Source organism: Streptomyces sp. NBC_01451 (assembly GCF_036227485.1).
In the GTDB taxonomy this organism is placed as follows: Bacteria; Actinomycetota; Actinomycetes; order Streptomycetales; family Streptomycetaceae; genus Streptomyces.
In genome coordinates this window covers 9,648,296-9,666,199 of sequence record NZ_CP109479.1, presented here as the reverse complement: position 1 = coordinate 9,666,199, position 17,904 = coordinate 9,648,296, and the positions used below count along the sequence as shown (strand labels likewise).

Annotated in this window: 14 protein-coding genes; 6 read left to right on the top strand and 8 right to left on the bottom strand. The window is 70.4% G+C overall.

All coding sequences use genetic code 11. The features are described 5' to 3' along the window. Positions 1–513: 513 nt before the first annotated feature. Positions 514–1,248, bottom strand: a complete 735-nt coding sequence (gene pflA / locus OG595_RS42635) for a pyruvate formate-lyase-activating protein (RefSeq protein ID WP_329281852.1) — start codon at positions 1,246–1,248, stop codon at positions 514–516. 56 nt (positions 1,249–1,304) lie between these two features. Beyond that, complete coding sequence (gene pflB / locus OG595_RS42630; RefSeq protein ID WP_329281850.1) at positions 1,305–3,563, bottom strand: formate C-acetyltransferase; 2,259 nt, start codon at positions 3,561–3,563, stop codon at positions 1,305–1,307. A gap of 367 nt (positions 3,564–3,930) precedes the next feature. On the opposite strand from pflB, the gene OG595_RS42625 reads away from it, so the two are divergent. From OG595_RS42625 to OG595_RS42610, 4 genes are all read left to right on the top strand, one after another. Next, positions 3,931–4,632: a response regulator transcription factor gene (locus OG595_RS42625; protein WP_329281848.1), complete on the top strand. Its 702-nt coding sequence runs from the start codon at positions 3,931–3,933 to the stop codon at positions 4,630–4,632. Positions 4,633–4,936: 304 nt separating this feature from the next. Next, positions 4,937–5,395 carry a pyridoxamine 5'-phosphate oxidase family protein gene (locus OG595_RS42620; RefSeq protein ID WP_329281845.1) on the top strand — a complete coding sequence of 153 codons (459 nt, stop codon included), beginning with the start codon at positions 4,937–4,939 and terminating at the stop codon, positions 5,393–5,395. A 90-nt stretch (positions 5,396–5,485) separates the two neighbouring features. Beyond that, complete coding sequence (locus tag OG595_RS42615) at positions 5,486–5,977, top strand: nitroreductase family deazaflavin-dependent oxidoreductase (RefSeq protein WP_329281843.1); 492 nt, start codon at positions 5,486–5,488, stop codon at positions 5,975–5,977. A gap of 237 nt (positions 5,978–6,214) precedes the next feature. Then, positions 6,215–7,423 carry a phospholipase D-like domain-containing protein gene (locus OG595_RS42610; protein WP_443073303.1) on the top strand — a complete coding sequence of 403 codons (1,209 nt, stop codon included), beginning with the start codon at positions 6,215–6,217 and terminating at the stop codon, positions 7,421–7,423. Between the two features lie 373 nt (positions 7,424–7,796). Here OG595_RS42610 and OG595_RS42605 read toward each other — a convergent pair whose 3' ends face one another. After that, the gene (locus OG595_RS42605) at positions 7,797–8,639 is read right to left on the bottom strand and encodes an RNA polymerase sigma factor SigF (protein WP_329281841.1); all 843 of its coding nucleotides are present in this window, start codon (positions 8,637–8,639) and stop codon (positions 7,797–7,799) included. Positions 8,640–8,826: 187 nt separating this feature from the next. Beyond that, a complete protein-coding gene (locus tag OG595_RS42600) occupies positions 8,827–10,668 on the bottom strand; it encodes an APC family permease (RefSeq protein ID WP_329281839.1) in 1,842 nt (613 codons plus the stop codon). A 263-nt stretch (positions 10,669–10,931) separates the two neighbouring features. Between OG595_RS42600 and OG595_RS42595 the strand changes: the two genes are divergently transcribed. Further along, positions 10,932–11,468 (top strand): hypothetical protein, encoded by a 537-nt coding sequence (locus OG595_RS42595; RefSeq protein ID WP_329281838.1) that lies wholly within the window; start codon positions 10,932–10,934, stop codon positions 11,466–11,468. Positions 11,469–11,480: 12 nt separating this feature from the next. Here the strand turns inward: OG595_RS42595 and OG595_RS42590 are convergent, their stop codons facing one another. Further along, positions 11,481–12,272 carry a DUF4118 domain-containing protein gene (locus OG595_RS42590; RefSeq protein ID WP_329281836.1) on the bottom strand — a complete coding sequence of 264 codons (792 nt, stop codon included), beginning with the start codon at positions 12,270–12,272 and terminating at the stop codon, positions 11,481–11,483. After that, complete coding sequence (locus tag OG595_RS42585) at positions 12,272–14,782, bottom strand: sensor histidine kinase (RefSeq protein ID WP_329281834.1); 2,511 nt, start codon at positions 14,780–14,782, stop codon at positions 12,272–12,274. The genes OG595_RS42590 and OG595_RS42585 overlap by 1 nt, the downstream gene beginning before the upstream one ends. 235 nt (positions 14,783–15,017) lie before the next feature. Here OG595_RS42585 and OG595_RS42580 point away from each other — a divergent pair, with 235 nt between their 5' ends. Beyond that, positions 15,018–16,592 carry a Na+/H+ antiporter gene (locus tag OG595_RS42580; protein WP_329281832.1) on the top strand — a complete coding sequence of 525 codons (1,575 nt, stop codon included), beginning with the start codon at positions 15,018–15,020 and terminating at the stop codon, positions 16,590–16,592. Between the two features lie 152 nt (positions 16,593–16,744). Here OG595_RS42580 and OG595_RS42575 read toward each other — a convergent pair whose 3' ends face one another. Beyond that, on the bottom strand, positions 16,745–17,446 hold the full coding sequence (locus OG595_RS42575; protein ID WP_329281830.1) for a hypothetical protein: 702 nt from the start codon (positions 17,444–17,446) through the stop codon (positions 16,745–16,747). 42 nt (positions 17,447–17,488) lie between these two features. Further along, positions 17,489–17,770 carry a hypothetical protein gene (locus tag OG595_RS42570; RefSeq protein ID WP_329281828.1) on the bottom strand — a complete coding sequence of 94 codons (282 nt, stop codon included), beginning with the start codon at positions 17,768–17,770 and terminating at the stop codon, positions 17,489–17,491. Between the last annotated feature and the right edge of the window lie 134 nt (positions 17,771–17,904).

The following is a 17,904-nucleotide window of genomic DNA, read 5'->3' as shown; positions in this document are numbered from 1 at the left end:
CGATTCGAGGCCGACCGACCCCCCGCACGGCCCGGGACGGCGGGCCGGGTGACGGGCCCGCCGGGCCGTCGTTACTCAGTGCAGCCTTCTGTGGTCGCGGCGAAGGGCAGCCCGGCCCAGTCCCTGCCGATGCCTGTCCGGCGGCCACTCGGCAATCCGCGGCAGCGCCATCACCACGGACCCGGCGACAGCGGCAAGCCCCGACCCGGCGCAAGCGGTCCGGTTGCCGCGCGACGACGGCAGGCGGAAACCCGGGCGCCGGTGCGGGCGCTCGCGCACGGCCATGACGGTGATCCCTTCGGGGACGGTCGGAGCATTGCCTGACACCGACCACTCTCGCGGCACCGGACGTGCACCACCGGATGCCGAAGGTCCGCGATCATGGGGCCGAACGGCCCCGTCCACAGGGGTCGTCGGGGCGGATGCGACTTGCCCGGCAGGCGGTTCCCGTGGTCGTTCCCGGGCTGGTGGACCAAGCGGGCAGAGGCCGGATGTCGCTTCCCACAAGCCCCGTCAGGAGGCGGGCACGCCCTGTTCCCTGAAGCGCCTTCGGACGCTCTCGATCAGGTCCGGGCCGGGAGCCGGGGTGTCCCGCAGTGGAAAGGGAATGCCGAGGGCCTCGTACTTGGAGGCTCCGAGTTTGTGGAAGGGCAGTACGTCGACCCGCTTCACCGTGCCGAGTTCCGCGACGAAACGGGCCAGGGCGTCCACGGACCGCGGATCGTCGGTCCAGCCGGGGACCAGCACATAGCGGATCCACATCGGCACCCCGAGGCGGTCGAGGCGGGTCGCGAAACTGAGCGTGGGGGCGAGGCGCCCGCCGGTCAGTTTCCGGTAGGTGGCGATGTCGAACGCCTTGATGTCCAGCAGGACCAGATCGGTGTCGGCGAGGAGTTCGTCGGTGGCACGCGCGCCGAGGAAGCCGGACGTGTCCAGGGCGGTGTGCAGTCCGGCTTCCTTGCAGCGGCGCAGCAGCGCGGCGGTGAAGGCGGGTTGCAGCAGTGCTTCCCCGCCGGTGAGGGTGACTCCTCCCCCTGCGGTGGTGACGAAGGCGCGGTATTTCTCGATCTCCGTCATCACCTCGTCGACCGTCGTCTCCCGCCCGTCACGCATGTGCCAGGTGTCAGGGTTGGCGCAGTACAGGCAGCGCAACGGGCAGCCACTGAGGAAGAGGACGAACCGGGTCCCGGGACCGTCCACGCCGGTGGACAGGTCCCAGGAGTGGATCCGCCCGGTGGGCGCCTTCACCGTCGCCCCTTTCACCGTCGCGCCATTCGCCTTGGCCCCTTCCACCTTCGTCACCTTCACATCGACCCGTGGAAGGTGCGGCTGATCACGTCGAGCTGCTGCTCGCGGGTCAGGCGGACGAAGTTGACGGCGTATCCGGAGACCCGGATCGTCAACTCGGGGTACTTCTCAGGGTGTTCCATGGCGTCCCGCAGGGTCGCCCGGTCCAGCACGTTGACGTTCATGTGGAAGCCGCCGGCAGCCGTGTAGGCGTCGAGGATGCCCACCAGGTGCCCCGCACGCTCCTCGGGGACGTGCCCCAGCCCTTCGGGGGTGATGGTGGTCGTCAGTGAGATGCCGTCGCGGGCCTGCTCGTAGGGGAGTTTGGCGACCGAGAGCGCGGAGGCGGCGACCCCGTGCCGGTCCCGGCCGTTCATCGGGTTGGCGCCGGGCGCGAAGGGCTCTCCGGCACGTCGGCCGTCGGGGGTGTTGCCGGTGTGCTTGCCGTAGACGACGTTCGAGGTGATGGTCAGCACCGACTGGGTGTGTTCGGCGTCCCGGTAGGTGGGGTGCCGGCGGACCTTCGCCATGAACGACTCCACCAGCCCGACGGCGATGGCGTCGGCACGGTCGTCGTTGTTGCCGTACGCCGGGAACTCGCCCTCGGTCAGGAAGTCGACGGCCAGCCCGGTGGCGTCCCGGATCACCTTGACCCGGGCGTACTTCACGGCGGACAGGCTGTCCGCGGCGACGGAGAGTCCGGCGACGCCGCAGGCCATGAAGCGGTGCACGGGGTGGTCGTGCAGGGCCATCTCGATGCGCTCGTAGGCGTACTTGTCATGCATGAAGTGGATGACGTTGAGGGTGTTGACGTACGTCTCCGCCAGCCAGTCCAGGACGCGGTCGTACGCGGCCGACAACTGCTCGTACTCCAGGTACTCCCCCGTCAGAGGTGCCGCCTCGGGGGTGACCTGGTCGCCGGTCATCTCGTCGCGGCCACCGTTGACGGCGTACAGCAGTGCCTTGGCCAGGTTGACGCGCGCCCCGAAGAACTGCATCTCCTTGCCCACCGCCATGGCGGAGACACAGCAGGCGATCGCGGTGTCGTCACCGCTGTGGGAGCGGATCAGCTCGTCGGACTCGTACTGCACCGCGCTGGTGTCGATGGACACCTGGGCGCAGAACTCCTTGAAGCCGGCGGGCAGTCGGGGCGACCACAGAACGGTGAGGTTGGGTTCGGGGGCGGGGCCGAGGTTGTGGAGGGTCTGGAGGAAACGGAAGGACGTGCGGGTGACCAGCGTGCGGCCGTCCGTGCCGATGCCGCCGATGGACTCCGTCACCCAGGTCGGGTCGCCGGAGAACAGGGCGTCGTACTCGGGGGTGCGCAGGAACCGCACGATCCGCAGCTTGATCACGAAGTCGTCGATCAGCTCCTGGGCGCGCGACTCGTCGATGAGCCCGTCGACCAGGTCCCGTTCCAGATACACGTCCAGGAAGGTGGAGGTGCGGCCCAGCGACATCGCGGCGCCGTTCTGCTCCTTCACCGCGGCGAGATAGCCGAGATAGAGCCACTGCACGGCCTCGTGCGCGGTGGCGGCCGGCCGGGAGACGTCACAGCCGTACGTCGCCGCCATCCGGGTCAGTTCACCCAACGCCTTTATCTGCTCGGCGAGTTCCTCTCGGTCCCGGATGACGTGCTCGGTCGACGGGCTGCCGTTCAGCAGGGCCTTCTCGGCGCGCTTGGCCTCGATCAGCCGGTCGGTGCCGTACAGGGCGACACGCCGGTAGTCGCCGATGATCCGGCCACGGCCGTAGGCGTCGGGCAGCCCGGTGATGATGCCGACCTTGCGAGCGGTCCGCATCTCGGGCGTGTACGCGTCGAAGACACCGTCGTTGTGGGTCTTGCGGTAGGTCCCGAAGACCTTTGCCACGAACGGGTCGGCCTCGTACCCGTACGCCTTCAGGCCGTTCTCCACCATCCGCAGGCCGCCGTTGGGCATGATCGCCCGCTTCAGCGGGGCGTCCGTCTGGAGACCGACGATCAGTTCACGGTCGCGGTCGATCCAGCCGGGCGCGTGCGAGGTGATCGTCGAGGGCGTCGTGACGTCCACGTCGAGGATGCCCCGGGCCCGCTCCTCGGGAAACAGGGAGCTGACCTTCTCCCAGACCGCCCGGGTGCGGTCCGTGGAACCTGTCAGGAAGGACGCGTCACCCTCGTACGGGGTGTAGTTGGCCTGGATGAAGTCGCGCACGTCGATCAGGTCGCGCCAGCGGGTCCCGGCGAAGCCCAGCCAGGCCTCGCCGACCCGGTCGCCGACTGTCACGGTTGCGGTCATCGCCGTTCCTCTCCTCGGTTCTTGTTCTCCGCTTCGATGCTCGTCGTTCGTGATCACCATGGGGGAGTGCCGGACAGCGCCCACAGGCAGGGCCGTACGGCCCGGGTCCGGCGGGCCGTACGGCCGCGGCCGGGACACCGGTGGGCGGGCCTCGACCTCCGGCCCCGCGAAGTCTCCGGGAAAGCCTTGCGGCACGTCCTGATCCGCGCGTCCGCGCGGACCGGCGTCATCGTGCCGGGCCTGTCAGGGCGGACAGCTCCGGGCGAGTGGGGCCGGTCGGCCCTAGTGCATCCGGTCCGGGCGCGTGATGATCGGCAGCACGGACGGCCGTCAGCCTGTCCTCAGACGGGGAACGAGGTGTCACACCGTGCCAGAGCCACGCGCCTTCAGCGAGCAGAACCCGATCCGGGTGTTCCTGCTGGACGACCACGAGGTCGTCCGTCGCGGTCTGGCCGACCTGCTCGACTCCGAGCCCGACATCTCCGTGGTCGGCGACGCCGGCACCGTCGATCACGCGCTCGCCCGGGGCCCCGCGCTGCGCCCCGACGTCGCCGTCCTCGACGTGCGCCTGCCGGACGGCGACGGCATCTCCGTCTGCCGGGAGCTGCGCAGCCAGATGCCCGAGCTGGCCTGCTTGATGCTGACCTCGTTCGACGACGAGGAGGCCCTGCTCGACGCGATCATGGCGGGCGCCTCCGGCTACGTCCTCAAGCAGATAAAGGGCTCCGACCTCGTCTCGGCGGTACGTACGGTGGCCTCGGGCCAGTCGATGCTGGACCCCGAGACCACGGCCCGTCTGATGCGCTCGCTGCGGGCCGACCCTGTTCAGACCCCTGCCGTACCGTCCGAGCTGGCGAGTCTCTCGCCCCGTGAGAGGGACATCCTGGCGTTGATCGGCGACGGCCTGACAAACCGCGAGATCGGCAAGAGGCTCTATCTGTCGGAGAAGACGGTCAAGAACCACATCTCCCGCCTGCTGGCCAAGCTGGGCGTGCAGCGCCGCGTCCAGGCCGCCGTCCTCGCCTCCCACCTGGGACAGCCTGAGGCGGGCGGTCAGCGGAGCAAGTGAGGGCGGACGGGCCCGGGTCCGCGCGACGGGTGGGCCGGCTTCCGTCCCGGCGGACACCCCGGCTTCGGCGGAGTCGACCACGACGGGTCCGTCCCGGGCTTCGACCTGTTCCACGCCGACCTGCGCCCGGGACCGAGGCGCTGCTCACCTCTTGAGCCGCCCCCGGACGGCCGCGGTGACGGGTGCGGGAACCCGAGGGGTCTCCCGGCCATTGCAGGCTTATGGAAAATGGCCCATGCTTCTGACGCTGCGTCAGATACACCCTCCTCCCTGGCACCCTGGCGCAAGAGAAGAGAGGCCCCGCATGGCTGCGACTCAGCGCAGGAGCCGGAAGATCATGATGACGCCGGCGGAACTGGACGAGTTCCTCGCCACCGAGCGCATGTGCCGAGTCGCCACCACCTCCCGCGACGGCGCTCCGCACGTCAGCGCCCTCTGGTTCGCATGGGACGGCACCTCGTTGTGGCTGTACTCCATCGTGCGCAGCAAGCGATGGGCCGACCTTCGACACGACCCGCGCGTCGCTGTCGTCGTCGACTCCGGTGAGGGGTACGGCGAGCTGCGCGGGGTCGAACTGTCAGGCACCGTGGAGTTCGTGGGCGAGATCCCCCGCAGCGGAGAACCGTGCACCGAACTCGACGCGCTGGAGCCGTTGTTCGCCCGCAAGAACTTCGGCCTGGAGGCCATGCCGCACGACGGTCGGCACGCGTGGATCCGCCTGACACCCACGAAGACCGTCTCCTGGGACTTCCGCAAGCTGTAAAAGACCATGCGCTCCCATATACCGACCAGGTGACGCCTGGCACCCGGCCAGTCGCCACGAACCGGTCGGTTGCCCGATCGGAGGCGATCCGTGTCACCTCAGCGTCCACGGCCCAAGCAACTGGACTCCCCGCTCCTGCCGAAACTCTTCAAGTACATGGCCAGGATCCAGGTGTGGTGCTACCGCCGCACCAGTGGCCGGCTCGGCGGCACGTGGCGCGTCGCCGCCGGCTTCCGCAAGCCCGTTCCCGTGCTGCTCCTCGACCATCGCGGCCGAAAGTCCGACAGGCTCCACACCACGCCGCTGCTCTACATGACCGATGGGCCCGACACCATTGTCGTGGCCTCCCAGGGTGGGCTCCCCAAGGACCCCCAGTGGTATCTCAATCTGCGCTCCCACCCCGACACCCAGGTGCAGATCCGCGCCGAGCGGAGACCCGTTCGGGCCCGGACCGCGGATCCACGGGAACGCGCTCGCCTCTGGCCGCTGCTGTTGGAGGTCTACGCCGACTTCGAGATGTACCAGGCATGGACCGAGCGCGAGATCCCAGTGGTGGTCCTCCGGCCTCGCACCGACGAGTGAGAGCGACCGGGCGCACCGGTTCGGCAGGCCCGGAGGGAAAACGAGTCCCGGGGCGAACCGATCATGTGTCACCGTCGCGCCGGCCGGGTCGATCAGCGACTCGGAGAGCGTCGTCCAGCAGGGAGCGACAGGCCGGCCGACGGCTGGAGTACCTCGGCGCTCACCGGGAACGCGGTTGTTCGGGCTCGCTCAACGGCCCATGACGTTCGGCATCCATGGTCCAGTGGGAGATTCGGCGTGACACTCGGCGACATACCTGCACCCCCTGCCCGCGACACCGCGCCTGACACGGAGGAGCGCAAGCGGCGCCTGCGCCGTCGCCTGGAGCGGCTGATCGGCGTGGCCGCCACCGAAGGCAACGTCCTGGTGCCCCTGCGCAACGGTGACGAGATCTTCCCCGCGATGCTCGGGGCGATCCGCTCCGCTCGGCACACCATCGACATGATGACCTTCGTGTACTGGCGGGGTCAGATCGCCCACGACTTCGCCGCCGCTCTGGCCGACCGTGCCCGCGAGGGGGTGCGTGTCCGGCTCCTGCTCGACGGCTTCGGCGCCAAGAAGATCGAGCGGCGTTTCCTGGACCTCATGACCACCGCCGGAGTGGAAGTGGCCTGGTTCCGCAAGCCCGCGTGGCTGTCACCGTTCAAGCAGAACCACCGCTGCCACCGCAAGGCCCTCGTCGTCGACGAGCACACCGCCTTCACCGGCGGCGTCGGCATCGCGGAGGAATGGTGCGGCGATGCGCGCAACCCCGCCGAGTGGCGGGACACCCACGTCCAGGTACGCGGTCCTGCCGTCGACGGCATCGCGGCCGCGTTCGCACAGAACTGGGCCGAGTGCCACGACGAACTCTTCGACGACCGTGACCGCTTCACGGATCACCCGCAGGCCGGCTCGTCGGTGGTACAGGTCGTTCGCGGCTCCGCGAGCATCGGCTGGCAGGACATGCAGACCCTCATCCGGGTCATGCTCTGCTCCGCCGAGGAGAGCTTCCGGCTGGCCACCGCCTACTTCGCTCCGGACCCCTACTTCATCGACCTGCTGTGCGAAACCGCTGGTCGCGGCGTTCGCGTCGAGATCCTGCTGCCCGGGCCCCACACTGACCAGCGCGCCTGTCAGCTGGCCGGTCAACACCACTACACGCGTCTGTTGCAAGCAGGTGTGCACATCCGCCAGTACCAGCCGACCATGATGCATGCCAAGATCATCACTGTGGACTCGGTTGCCTCCCTCATCGGATCCACCAACTTCAACCGCCGGTCCATGGACCACGACGAAGAGGTGATGCTCGCCGTACTGGACGAGGAGTTCACCGCATCGCTCGAACGGGACTACGAGGCGGACCTCAAGAACAGTGTGGACATCGACGTCACCCGATGGAGACGGCGAACCATGCTGCAACGCGTCAAGGAAGCCGCGGTGACCCCGATCAGGCGCTTCCTCTGAACTCTGCTCAGCTCAGCTCGGCTCGCTCGGCTCAGCTGCGGGACCGTCCCGCGTGCGGCGCACGGACGTGGCGATGGGGCCGGGGACGGATACACGGCAGGAGGTCGCACGGGTTCCATCGCGCGTGCCCGTCCCGCCCCCGACTGCAGCACGACTACCCCTGCCGCCGTCGGTGACTCCTGCGCATGCCGACGTACGACGGGGCCCGGCCGAAATGTCGGCCGGGCCCACGAAAGCGCGCGTCCGGACTCCAACGGCCCGATGGCCGGTGACCGGTGGCCGTCCGGTACGACGGCATAACGCCCCTGGGCCGGAACACCGGGTGGTCCCGATCACCGGGGCCGGATCCCGCCGGATCACCCCCGTCAGCGCGTCAGTGGGTGCTGAGCATGCCTTCGCGCAGTCGGGCCAGGAGGCGCGTGATGAGCCGCGACACATGCATCTGGGAGACGCCGAGGCGTTCACCGATCTGGGCCTGGGTGAGCTCGTCGACGAAGCGCCAGTGGATGATCTGCCGGTCACGTTCGCTCAGTCCGGCGATCATCGGTGCGAGAGCGTGGAAGTCCTCGACCAGTCCGAGGGCCGCGTCCTCGTCGCCGATGAAGTCGGACAGGGCGGCTTCGCCGTCCTCGCTGCCGCTGATCGCCGCGTCCAGGGAGGCCGAACGGTACCCGTTGGAGGCCAGTTGGGCCTCGACGACCTCCTCCTCGGGGAGGCTCATCAGTTCGGACAGTTCGCTGATCGTCGGTGTCCGGCCGAGCCGGGTGTGCAGTTCCTCGTTGGCGCGCGCCAGCTGGACGCGGGCTTCCTGCAGACGCCGGGGCACATGCACAGCCCAGGAGGTGTCGCGGAAGAACCGCTTGATCTCACCGACGATGTAAGGGACGGCGAAGGACGCGAACTCCACCTCACGGGACAGTTCGAAGCGGTCGATCGCCTTGATCAGGCCGATCATGCCGACCTGGACGATGTCCTCCATCTCCTCCGGACCGCGGCTGCGGAACCGGCCGGCCGCGTAGCGGACGAGGGACATGTTCATCTCGATCAGCGTGTTGCGCGCGTACTGGTAATCGGGCGTGCCCTCCTCCAGCACCGTCAGCTGGTCGAAGAACACCTTCGACAACTCCCGTGCGTCCTTCGGCGCGACCTTGGAAGGGTCCGCGATCCGGGGAACGTCCACCTTCGGCTCGGCGGTCTGCACGGTGGTCGTCGTCATGATGCGCCCTTCCCGGTCGATCGGTCTCGTCCTGGCCGGTCCTACGACCGACACGCTCGCGCATACCCCGGTCTCCGAGCAGCATTCCTCGAATTTTCGAGTTTTCGCTGTCCGCTCGGCTCTCCCTGGCCCCGGACGTCGAGGAGGACCAGTCCTGCGGTACGGAACGTCCGGCGCACGGCCCGGCTCACATCAGCCGGAAGCGGAGCCGGCAGATCACCGCGTCCGTCTCCCGCCGCACGGCGTGCGCGACGACTCCGCCCCGCTGGTTCTGCAGCAGCCGCTGCCACAGCCGCTCCGGTTCCGTCTCCGGGATCAGGACGGTGACGCGGGTGCCCGGCTCGGCGGCGGCCACCTCACGGACGTAGGCGGCTATCGGGCGGCCCAGACTGCGCCGCTCGCTGGTCACCCGGACGAGGGGCACACCCGGGTCCCACTGGGCCCAGGACCGTTCCAGGGCGTGCAGGGCTGCCCGGTCCTCGGGATCCGGACAGCACACGGTGACCGCGCGGACCTCGTCGCCGAGGGAGGAGGCGGCCGTGAGCGCCTCCGACGTCAGCCTGGACAGGGACGAGACGGGCACGATCACCAGCGAGCGCTCACGGTGCGGGGCCTCGGGTATACGGCCCAGGCCGAGCCGTTCGCCGATCCGGCCATAGGCGCGGTGCACGGTCTCGAAGGCGGCCACCAGCAGCGGCAGGGCGATCACGATCAGCCACGCGCCCTCGGTGAACTTCTCCACCGTGACGACGACGGTCGCGACGCCGGTGAGCAGCGCGCCGAAGCCGTTGAGCGCCGTCCTTGCCTGCCATCCCCTCCCCCGCTCCCGGCGCCAGTGGAGGACCATGCCCACCTGGGCGACCGTGAACCCGACGAACACGCCGATCGCGAAGAGCGGGACCAGGGTGTTGGTGTCGCCGCCGGAGAACACCAGCAGCGCGGCCGAGACGGAGGCCAGCGCCAGGACGCCGTGCCGGTGGACCTGGCGGTCGGCCTTGAGGGCGAAGACGTGCGGCGCGTAGTTGTCCCGGGCGAGCAGTTTCAGCAGCACCGGAAGCCCGCCGAAGGACGTGTTCGCCGACAGGGCCAGCAGGATCATCGTCGCGAACTGGATGACGTAGAAGGCCCCGTTGTGGCCGAGGGAGGCGTCCGCGAGCTGGGCGAGGACGGTGACTCCCTCGACCGGCTGGAGGTGGAAGCGGCCGATGAGCACCGACAACCCGATGAGCATCAGGCCGAGGACGGCGCCGAGGGCGACCTCCGCCCGCTGGGCCCGCTTGACGCGCGGGACGCGGAAGGAAGGCACGGCGTTGGCGAGTGCCTCCACACCCGTCAGCGCGGCACAACCGGAGGCGAAGGCCTTCAGCAGGAGCAGCGCCCCCACGGCCGAGGCGTTGGCGGCGACCACCGAGGCATGACCGGCCGCGGTCACCGTACTGACCGGCTCGGACCGGAACAGCCCGACGGCGATGACGACGAGGATCGAGCCGACGAAGACGACCGTCGGCACGATGAACACCCTTGCCGACTCCACGATCCCGCGCAGATTGACCGCCGTGATCAGGGCGAGAACGGCCAGGCACAGCCACAGCCGGTCGTCGTAGAGGGCCGGGAACGCCGACGTCAGGGCCGCCACACCGGCGGTGACGGCCACCGCGACGTTCAGGACGTAGTCCAGCACCAGCGAGGCCGCCGCCACCAGGCTCGTACGCGCCCCCAGGTGGGTCCTGGCCACCGCGTAGGAACCGCCGCCGTCCGGGAAGGCCGCGATCACCTGGCGGTAGGAGGCGACCAGCACCCCCAGCAGACCGGCGATCGCCAGCGTCACCGGCAGCGTGAAACCGAGCCCGTGCGCACCGGCGGCGGCCAGGACGAGGACGATCGCCTCGGGACCGTACGCCACCGACGCCATCGCGTCCAGCGACAGAGCGGCGAGACCGGTGACGGCCGTCAGCCGATGGCGCTCACCGGTATCAGGCGGCTCCTCGCCGCCCGGGACGGCATCCGGCTCGGTGGTCAGAACGGACATGGACACGGACTCCTTCTTCAGGGCCGCGCACGAGGGGCCGAAGAGTGCGCGGTGCACTCCAGGTTGTGTCCCGTTCCCGTCGCCTCCGACTGCTCCTAGCGGCATCTTCGCGCCCAGGCCGCCTACTTTGACGGGATCTTGACGGCTGTCTGATCCCGGTAACGGCTGTCAGTCGCGGTCAGGACATCGAGGACCGCTAGAGATACGTCAGGACCGCATCAAACTGACTGTCACCAGCCCTCCCCCTCCCTATCGTCGCCGTCATGGCACGCCACGGCGAGGCGCGGGGAGAGACTCCCACCGAGGCCACAAACGACCCGCAGTGGTCACGGGAGTTGCTGAGCTCGGTCCGCTGCGCGGCCGGGCTGCTCGCCCTGCTGCTCGTCATCGACTGGGACACCGGCCGGCTCGCCTTCTGGCGTACCGCCCTCTGGCTCGCCCTGGCAGGGCTGCTCTTCGCGGTGCTCTGCCCCGCCCGCGTGTCCGTCGGCGAGGGCTGGCTGGCCTCACGCCGACTGCTGCGTGAGCGCCGGGTTCGTACCGACCTGCTGGTGTCCGTCCGCTGCCTGGACGGCATCTCCCAGCGGCTTCTGCTGCGGGACGCGCTCGGCGGACGGGTCGAGATCGATCCCGAGGTGCTGGTGACCAGTCCCCAGGTCTGGTACCGCTTGGACGAGGGCGCCCGGAAGTCGGCGTCGGACGGCACTCTGCTGTGCGGTGCGACCGCGTTGAGCCTCGTCTCCCGGCGCGTCGACCGCGAGACCGCCCGCGCTGTGTTCAAGGTCTCCGGCCTGGAGTGAGCTCCGGACGGCTCAGCTGGCCGGCCCCGACGTGTCCAGGGCGGCCCCTGTCTGATCGGCGAGGGTCGCCGCGACCAGCCGGGCCCGGAGCGGGGGTACGCGACCAGGCCCCGGGGTGAGCATGAAGCGGCCCAGGTAGCGGCCGTTGCCATGGACGCGCAGTTCGATGCCGCCCTCGGGCCAGCCCGCCGCGTCCACATCCCAGGAGCGCCTGCCCACCGTCACGCTTCCGTCGTTCCGCAACCGAGGTGGCTGTCCCAGCAGGGTGCCGTACTCGAAACGGCAGGCGTCCAGGCCGAGCAGTTCGGTGAGTTCGCGGCGGACCTCGTCGACGACGGTGTCCGCGTCGAGGGCCGCGACGCGGTGGATGCGCGAGAGGTGAGCGGCGTCCGTGACCGTGATGACCTCCAAGCGGCGGGACCTGGCCGACAGTTGGGACACGATCAGGCCGACCGCCAGCAGCAGGACCGCCGTCTCGGCGTCCGCCGACGCGGTGATGTCGAACGTCTTGTACGGCCTCGTGAGGAAGAAGTCGAACCATGCCGCCGCCGACAGCGCCGCGAGCACCCCCGCCGTACGGCTGCCCAGTGCGGAGACCGCGACAACCACCACGACCAGGATGAGGGCGGCGTTGGTGTGGGAGAGATCCGTGCGCAACGGAACGAGCGCCAGGGCCACCAGGAACGGAGTGACCAGGCCCGCAGTCAGGGCGAGCCGGTCCCGCGGTTGCCAGGCAGCCGCCAATGTGAGGCGGGGCCCCTTGGGACGGCCCGACCTTCGCCATCTCCCTGTCTCAGCGTTCATCAGGTACCTCCTGTGCTCCGCGCACCACGAGGGTGCGAGTGGTACTCCGCCGCTTCGGTCCGGTCCGCGAACGGCAGCGACACGACCATGGTCAGACCGCCGCCGGGGGTGTCCTCGGGGGTGAGCGTCCCGTTCATCGCTTCGGTCAGGCCGCGGGCGAGGGCCAGCCCGAGGCCGAGGCCGGTGGTGTTGTCGGTGTCGCCGAGCCGCTGGAACGGCTCGAAGAGCCTCTCTCGTCCGTCGGCGGGAAGACCGGCCCCGCGGTCCACGACCCGCAGCTCCACCCGGCCTGCCAAGGCACTGGCGGTCACCAGCACCTTCTCCCCCTCTGGCGTGTGACGGGCGGCGTTGCCGACCAGGTTGGCGATCGCCCGCTCCAGCAGCGGCGGGTCGGCCCGCACCGCCGGAATCTCCTGCATGTCCGTCACCTCGACGCCTGGGGTGTCAGCGAGCGCCATGGGGAGCACCTCCTCCAGCGTGGCCGCGCGCAGGTTCAGGGTGAGGGCTCCGGCCTCCAGCCGGCTGAGGTCGAGGAGGTTCTCCACCAGTCGGCTGAGCCTGGCCATGGACTCGTCGGCGGTGGCGAGGAGTTCGTCACGGTCCTCCGGCGAGAACTCGACGTCCCGGCTGCGCAGCGAGGTGACCGCTGCCCAGCCCGCGGCGAGCGGGGTGCGCAGGTCGTGGCCGACGGCCCGCAGCAGCGCCGTACGCATCCGGTCGGCGGCCCTGACCGGCTCGATCTCGGCGGCGGCCTCGGCGAGCCGGGCCCGTTCCACCGCGGATCCGACGTGCGCGGCGAAGGCGGCCAGCACCCGCCGCTCGGAGGACGAGAGGGTACGGCCTCCCAGGACGAGATACTCGCCGGGACCGGCCGGAACGGCGGTGACGCCGTCGGCGTCGGGCGGCTCGTCCACCAGCTCCGCCGACTCCATGCCGAAGGTCTCCCGCGTGCGCTCCAGCAGCGCCGGAATGGTCGCGCCGCCGCGTACGATGCTGCCGGCCAGGGACGACATGGTCTCGGCCTCGGCGGTGGCCCGGGCCGAGCGGCGCGACAGGCGCAGGGAGCGGTCGACGACAGCGGCGACGGCGGCCGCCACGACCGCGAACACGCCCAGGGCCAGCAACGCGTTGGGGTCTTCCAGCGTGAACTGCCCGACGGGCGGAATGAACCAGTAGTTGAGCAGCAGCGACGCCGTCACCGACGCGATCACTGCGGAGGCGACCCCGCCTATGCAGGCGACCCCCACCACGGCCAGCAGGAACAGCAGCGCCTCGCTGGTCAGGTTCACCGTCCCCCGTACCTGCGCCAGGACGACCGTGAGCAGCACCGGCAGCGCCAGCCCGGCCACCGGACCCGCGATCAGCCGGCCCGTCGACAGGGTGCGGCGCCGGTGCGGGAGCAGGGTCCCGCGCCCGGCCCGCTCGTGCGTGACCCGGTGGACGTCGATGTCGCCGGACAGCTCCGTCACGGTCTCGCCCGTGCCCCGCCCGGTCAGGAACCGCTCCAGGCGACCCCGGCGGCTGGTGCCGAGGACGAGCTGGGTGGCGCTCTCGGCACGGGCGAACTCCACCAGCGCGGTGGCCACGTCGTCGCCGACGACCGAGTGGTAGCTGCCGCCGAGGTCCTCCACCAGCCGCCGCTGCCGGGCCAGCGAGGCGTGCGACACCCCGGCCGCGAGACCGTCGCTGCGCGCCACGTGCACAGCGAGGAGGTCGCCCCCGGCCGCCCGGTCTGCGATGCGGGCGGCCCGCCGGATCAGTGTGTCGCCCTCCGGGCCGCCAGTCAGGGCCACCACGACCCGCTCGCGGGTCTCCCACACCCCGCCGATACCGTGCTGGGAGCGGTACTCCTGGAGCGCCTCGTCGACCCGGTCGGCAACCCACAGCAGGGCCAGCTGCCGCAACGCGGTGAGGTTGCCGGGCCGGAAGTAGTTCGCGAGCGCCGCGTCGACCTTCTCTGGGGCGTAGACGTTGCCGTGGGCCATGCGGCGCCGCAGGCCCTCCGGGGGCATGTCCACCAGCTCGACCTGGTCGGCCCGGCGTACGATCTCGTCGGGGACCGTCTCGTGCTGCGGCACCCCGGTGATCTTCTCGACCACGTCGTTGAGGGAGGTCAAGTGCTGGATGTTCAGCGCGGTGACGACGTCGATGCCCGCGTCGAGCAGTGCCTGGATGTCCTGCCAGCGCTTGGGGTTGCGGCCCTCGCCGGGGACGTTGCTGTGGGCGAACTCGTCGACGATCGCGACCTGCGGGCGGCGGGCGAGGACCTCTCCCAGATCCATCTCCTGGAACTGCCCGCCACGGTAGGAGCAGCGGGCACGGGGGACGACCTCCAGGCCGTCGAGCATCGCCTCCGTGCGGGGTCGGCCGTGGCACTCGGCGAAGCCCACCACCACGTCCGCCCCGCGGGCGGCGCGGCGCCGCCCCTCGTCGAGCATGCGGTAGGTCTTGCCGACTCCGGGAGCTGCCCCGAGGTAGACCTTCAGTCGTCCTGGCCGCACGTCACTCATCGCCGCCGACGCACTCCGCTCACTGGTCCAACTCCCTTGCGCAGAAGGGATCCTCCCCTTACACAAGCCCCTTCGCGGGCCGGAAGGGGGCGTCGTTAGCGCTTCCTTGTCGCTGGTCACGAGGACCTTGACACTGTCTTGACGTGCGGTGGCCCGATAGGGTGAAGGCGGTGTGCCGGGAAGTCTGGTCGGCGGGGAGTCAGGGTGTCTCCCGTTCGGGGTCCAGGGAGAAGGCATGCGCAGTGTGGGGACGGTTCTCGCCCTCGTGGTCCTCGCGACGGTGGTCTCCACCTTCGCGCGCCGGTGGCGCATCCCCGCGCCCTCCCTGCTCGTGGTCGCCGGCCTTGGCGTTGCCCTGCTGCCGGGTACCCCTCAGATCGAGATCAGCCCCGATATCATCGGCCTCGTCGTGCTCCCGCCACTGCTTTACGCCTCGGCCGAGGAGATGCCCTGGCGGGAGCTGCGCGCGGTGTGGAAGCCGGTCGGGATCCTCGCCATCGGCCTGGTCCTGGCGTCCGCCGCGGCGGTCGGCGCGGTGGCGGCGCTGGTGACGCCACTGTCGTGGCAGATGGCGTTCGTGCTGGGCGCGATCCTGGCCAGCACGGACCCGGTCGCCGTCACCGCGCTGGGCAGACGACTCGCCCTGCCGCCCAAGGTCCAGGTACTCGTGCAGGCGGAGAGCCTCTTCAACGACGCGACCTCCTTGGTGCTGGTCCGGGTGGCCGCGGGCATCGCCGTGGCGTCCGCGGCATCCGGCTGGGGCGCGGCGGGTGGCGAGTTCCTGCTGCTGGCCGGCGGCGGCACTCTGATCGGCGCGGCTGTCGCGGGCGTGATCGCCCTGATCCGCCGGCGCACCGAGGAACCGGTACTGGAGACGGTGATCGCCCTGGTAACCCCGTACGCGGCCTACCTGCTGGCAGAGGCGGCGCACACCTCGGGGGTGACGTCGTGCGTGGTGGCCGGTGTGGTCCTGGGCGGCCGGGGCGACCGTCTCACCAACGCACGCATCCGGCTCCAGCTGCACGCGGTGTACGGCACGGTGGTGTTCCTGCTGGAAAGCGTGGTCTTCAGCCTCATCGGGCTGGCCCTGCCCGCGCAGGTGCGGGCACTGGACGACGGCGACCATGCCTGGCCGCTGTACGCCCTGGCCGTCGCCGCCACACTCGTCGCCGTACGCATGCTGTGGCTGGCCCCGCTGTCGGCGGTCGTGCAGCGCAAGGGCGGCATCACCCGCATGAACTGGCGGATCCCCGTGGTCCTGACCTGGGCAGGCACCCGAGGCGTGATGCCGCTGGCCGCCGCCCTGTCCATCCCCGAGGTCGCGGACAACGGCACCGCACTCGCGGACCGGCCGCTCGTCCTCGTCCTGACCACCTCCGTCGTGGTCGTCACCCTCGTCGTGCAGGGCTTCACCCTCGCCCCGGTCGTCCAACGCTCCGGCATCGCCCTGGAGCCCGCCCACACCGCACGCGAGGAAGCGGAGGCCCGCTCCCACCTCGCACACGCCGGCCTGGCCCGACTGGAGGAACTCGCGGAACTGGAGGTCGTACCGGACGTCGTCCTCGACCGCCTCCGCCGTAGCCTGTCGGCCCGCCTCGACGACGCCCGCGACCGCCTCGCGCCGCAGGACAGTGACGGAGACGCGACCGAGTCCGCCGACCTGGTCTACCGCCAGCTGCGCCGCGACCTCATCGCCGTCGAGACGGGCGAACTGCAGCGCCTGTACGACGACCACGCCATCAGCGACACCACCCGCCGTCGGCTGCAGCGTTCCCTGGACCTGGAGGAGACGCGGCTGGCGGACGCGTAGCGCTCCGCGGGGCAGGCTGTGCGGGGAGAGCTGCGATGTGCCGCCGTAGCATTCCGCTGCGGCGCCGTCGTGGCCGGTCACGCCCACGCGATGGAGCCGCGTGTCGTAACGACCCCGCGCTGCTTCGGGCCGCTGCCGAGCCCGCACGCCCCCTAACGGAACTCGGCCAGCCGGGGCCGCAGTCCGAAGACGGTGAGCGCGGCGGTGGCGAGCAGCAGCCCGCCCGCCCAGGAGAGCAGGCCGGTGACCGCCGAGCGGCCCGTGTCGACCGAGGCCGTGAAGTGGGCACGGTTGATGTCGGTCACCCTGTCCAACCCGGCCATCCACTGCCCGAAGTGCGCGTTGGACGTTCCCGCTTCCCAGCCCATGCAGAACTCGACCGCCTGTTTCTCCTTGCCCGCGGCCAGCAGCGCGCGGATCCTCCGGTCGTCGCGCTGGTAGACGGAGTAGGTCTGCACGGTCTTCTCGGCAGCAGCCCGCTCTCCGGGAAAGGAGATGTTGTCGAGCTCGCGCCGGAACTCTCCGGTGAAGCGCAGATCGTGGTGATCGGACCCGTACTCCCGCCACGTGGTGGCGAGTTCGGAGTCGTACGTGGACAGCGTGGCGCCCTTCAGGCCGTACAGCTGCTGCGACTTGGCGAGAAAGGAGACCGCGTACCTGCCGCGGCGCTCCGGGTCTAGGAGGTACCGGCTCTCGTCGGCATTGGCGTCGTAGGCGACGGCGCGGGCGCGGGACAGGGCGACGACCGAGTCGAAGGCGTCGCCCCGGGCGCCCCGTAGCTGGTCGGCCGTGGAGGTCAGCAGCTGGGCGCCGAGGAGCACGGTGAGGAGGGTGCAGACGGTGGCGGCGAGCACTCCGAGGTTGAGGACGCGCCGGAAGCTGCGGGCCAGGTACCACTACAGGGCACCGAGGACGGCCAGCAGCAGCACGCTGAGGACGACTACGGCCGTGAGCCGGGCGGAAAGAGCGTTTCGGGCCGCGCTGTACCGCGCGTCGAACGCCTCGTCATTGGAGGAGACCAACGCCAGAGCCGCCGGGAGCAGTTGCTGCCGCAGAAGGTCGGTGGCCCTGCGGTAGTCGACGAGAGCGGCGTCCTTGCCGCCGTGGTGCCCGTCGTTCTCCAGGGCCCGGCCGATCAGTTCCTGGTACTCGGCGAAGCCGTCGGTGAGCGACTCCACGGTCGTCTCGTCGCGCCTGTCGCCCTGTGCCGCGACGGCGAGAGTACGCAGGTCGTGCCCTATCTCGCGGCGGGCGTCATCGTAGAAGGCGACAGCCTTCCCGTACGGCGTCCGCAGGCGCCCTTTGCCCGCGT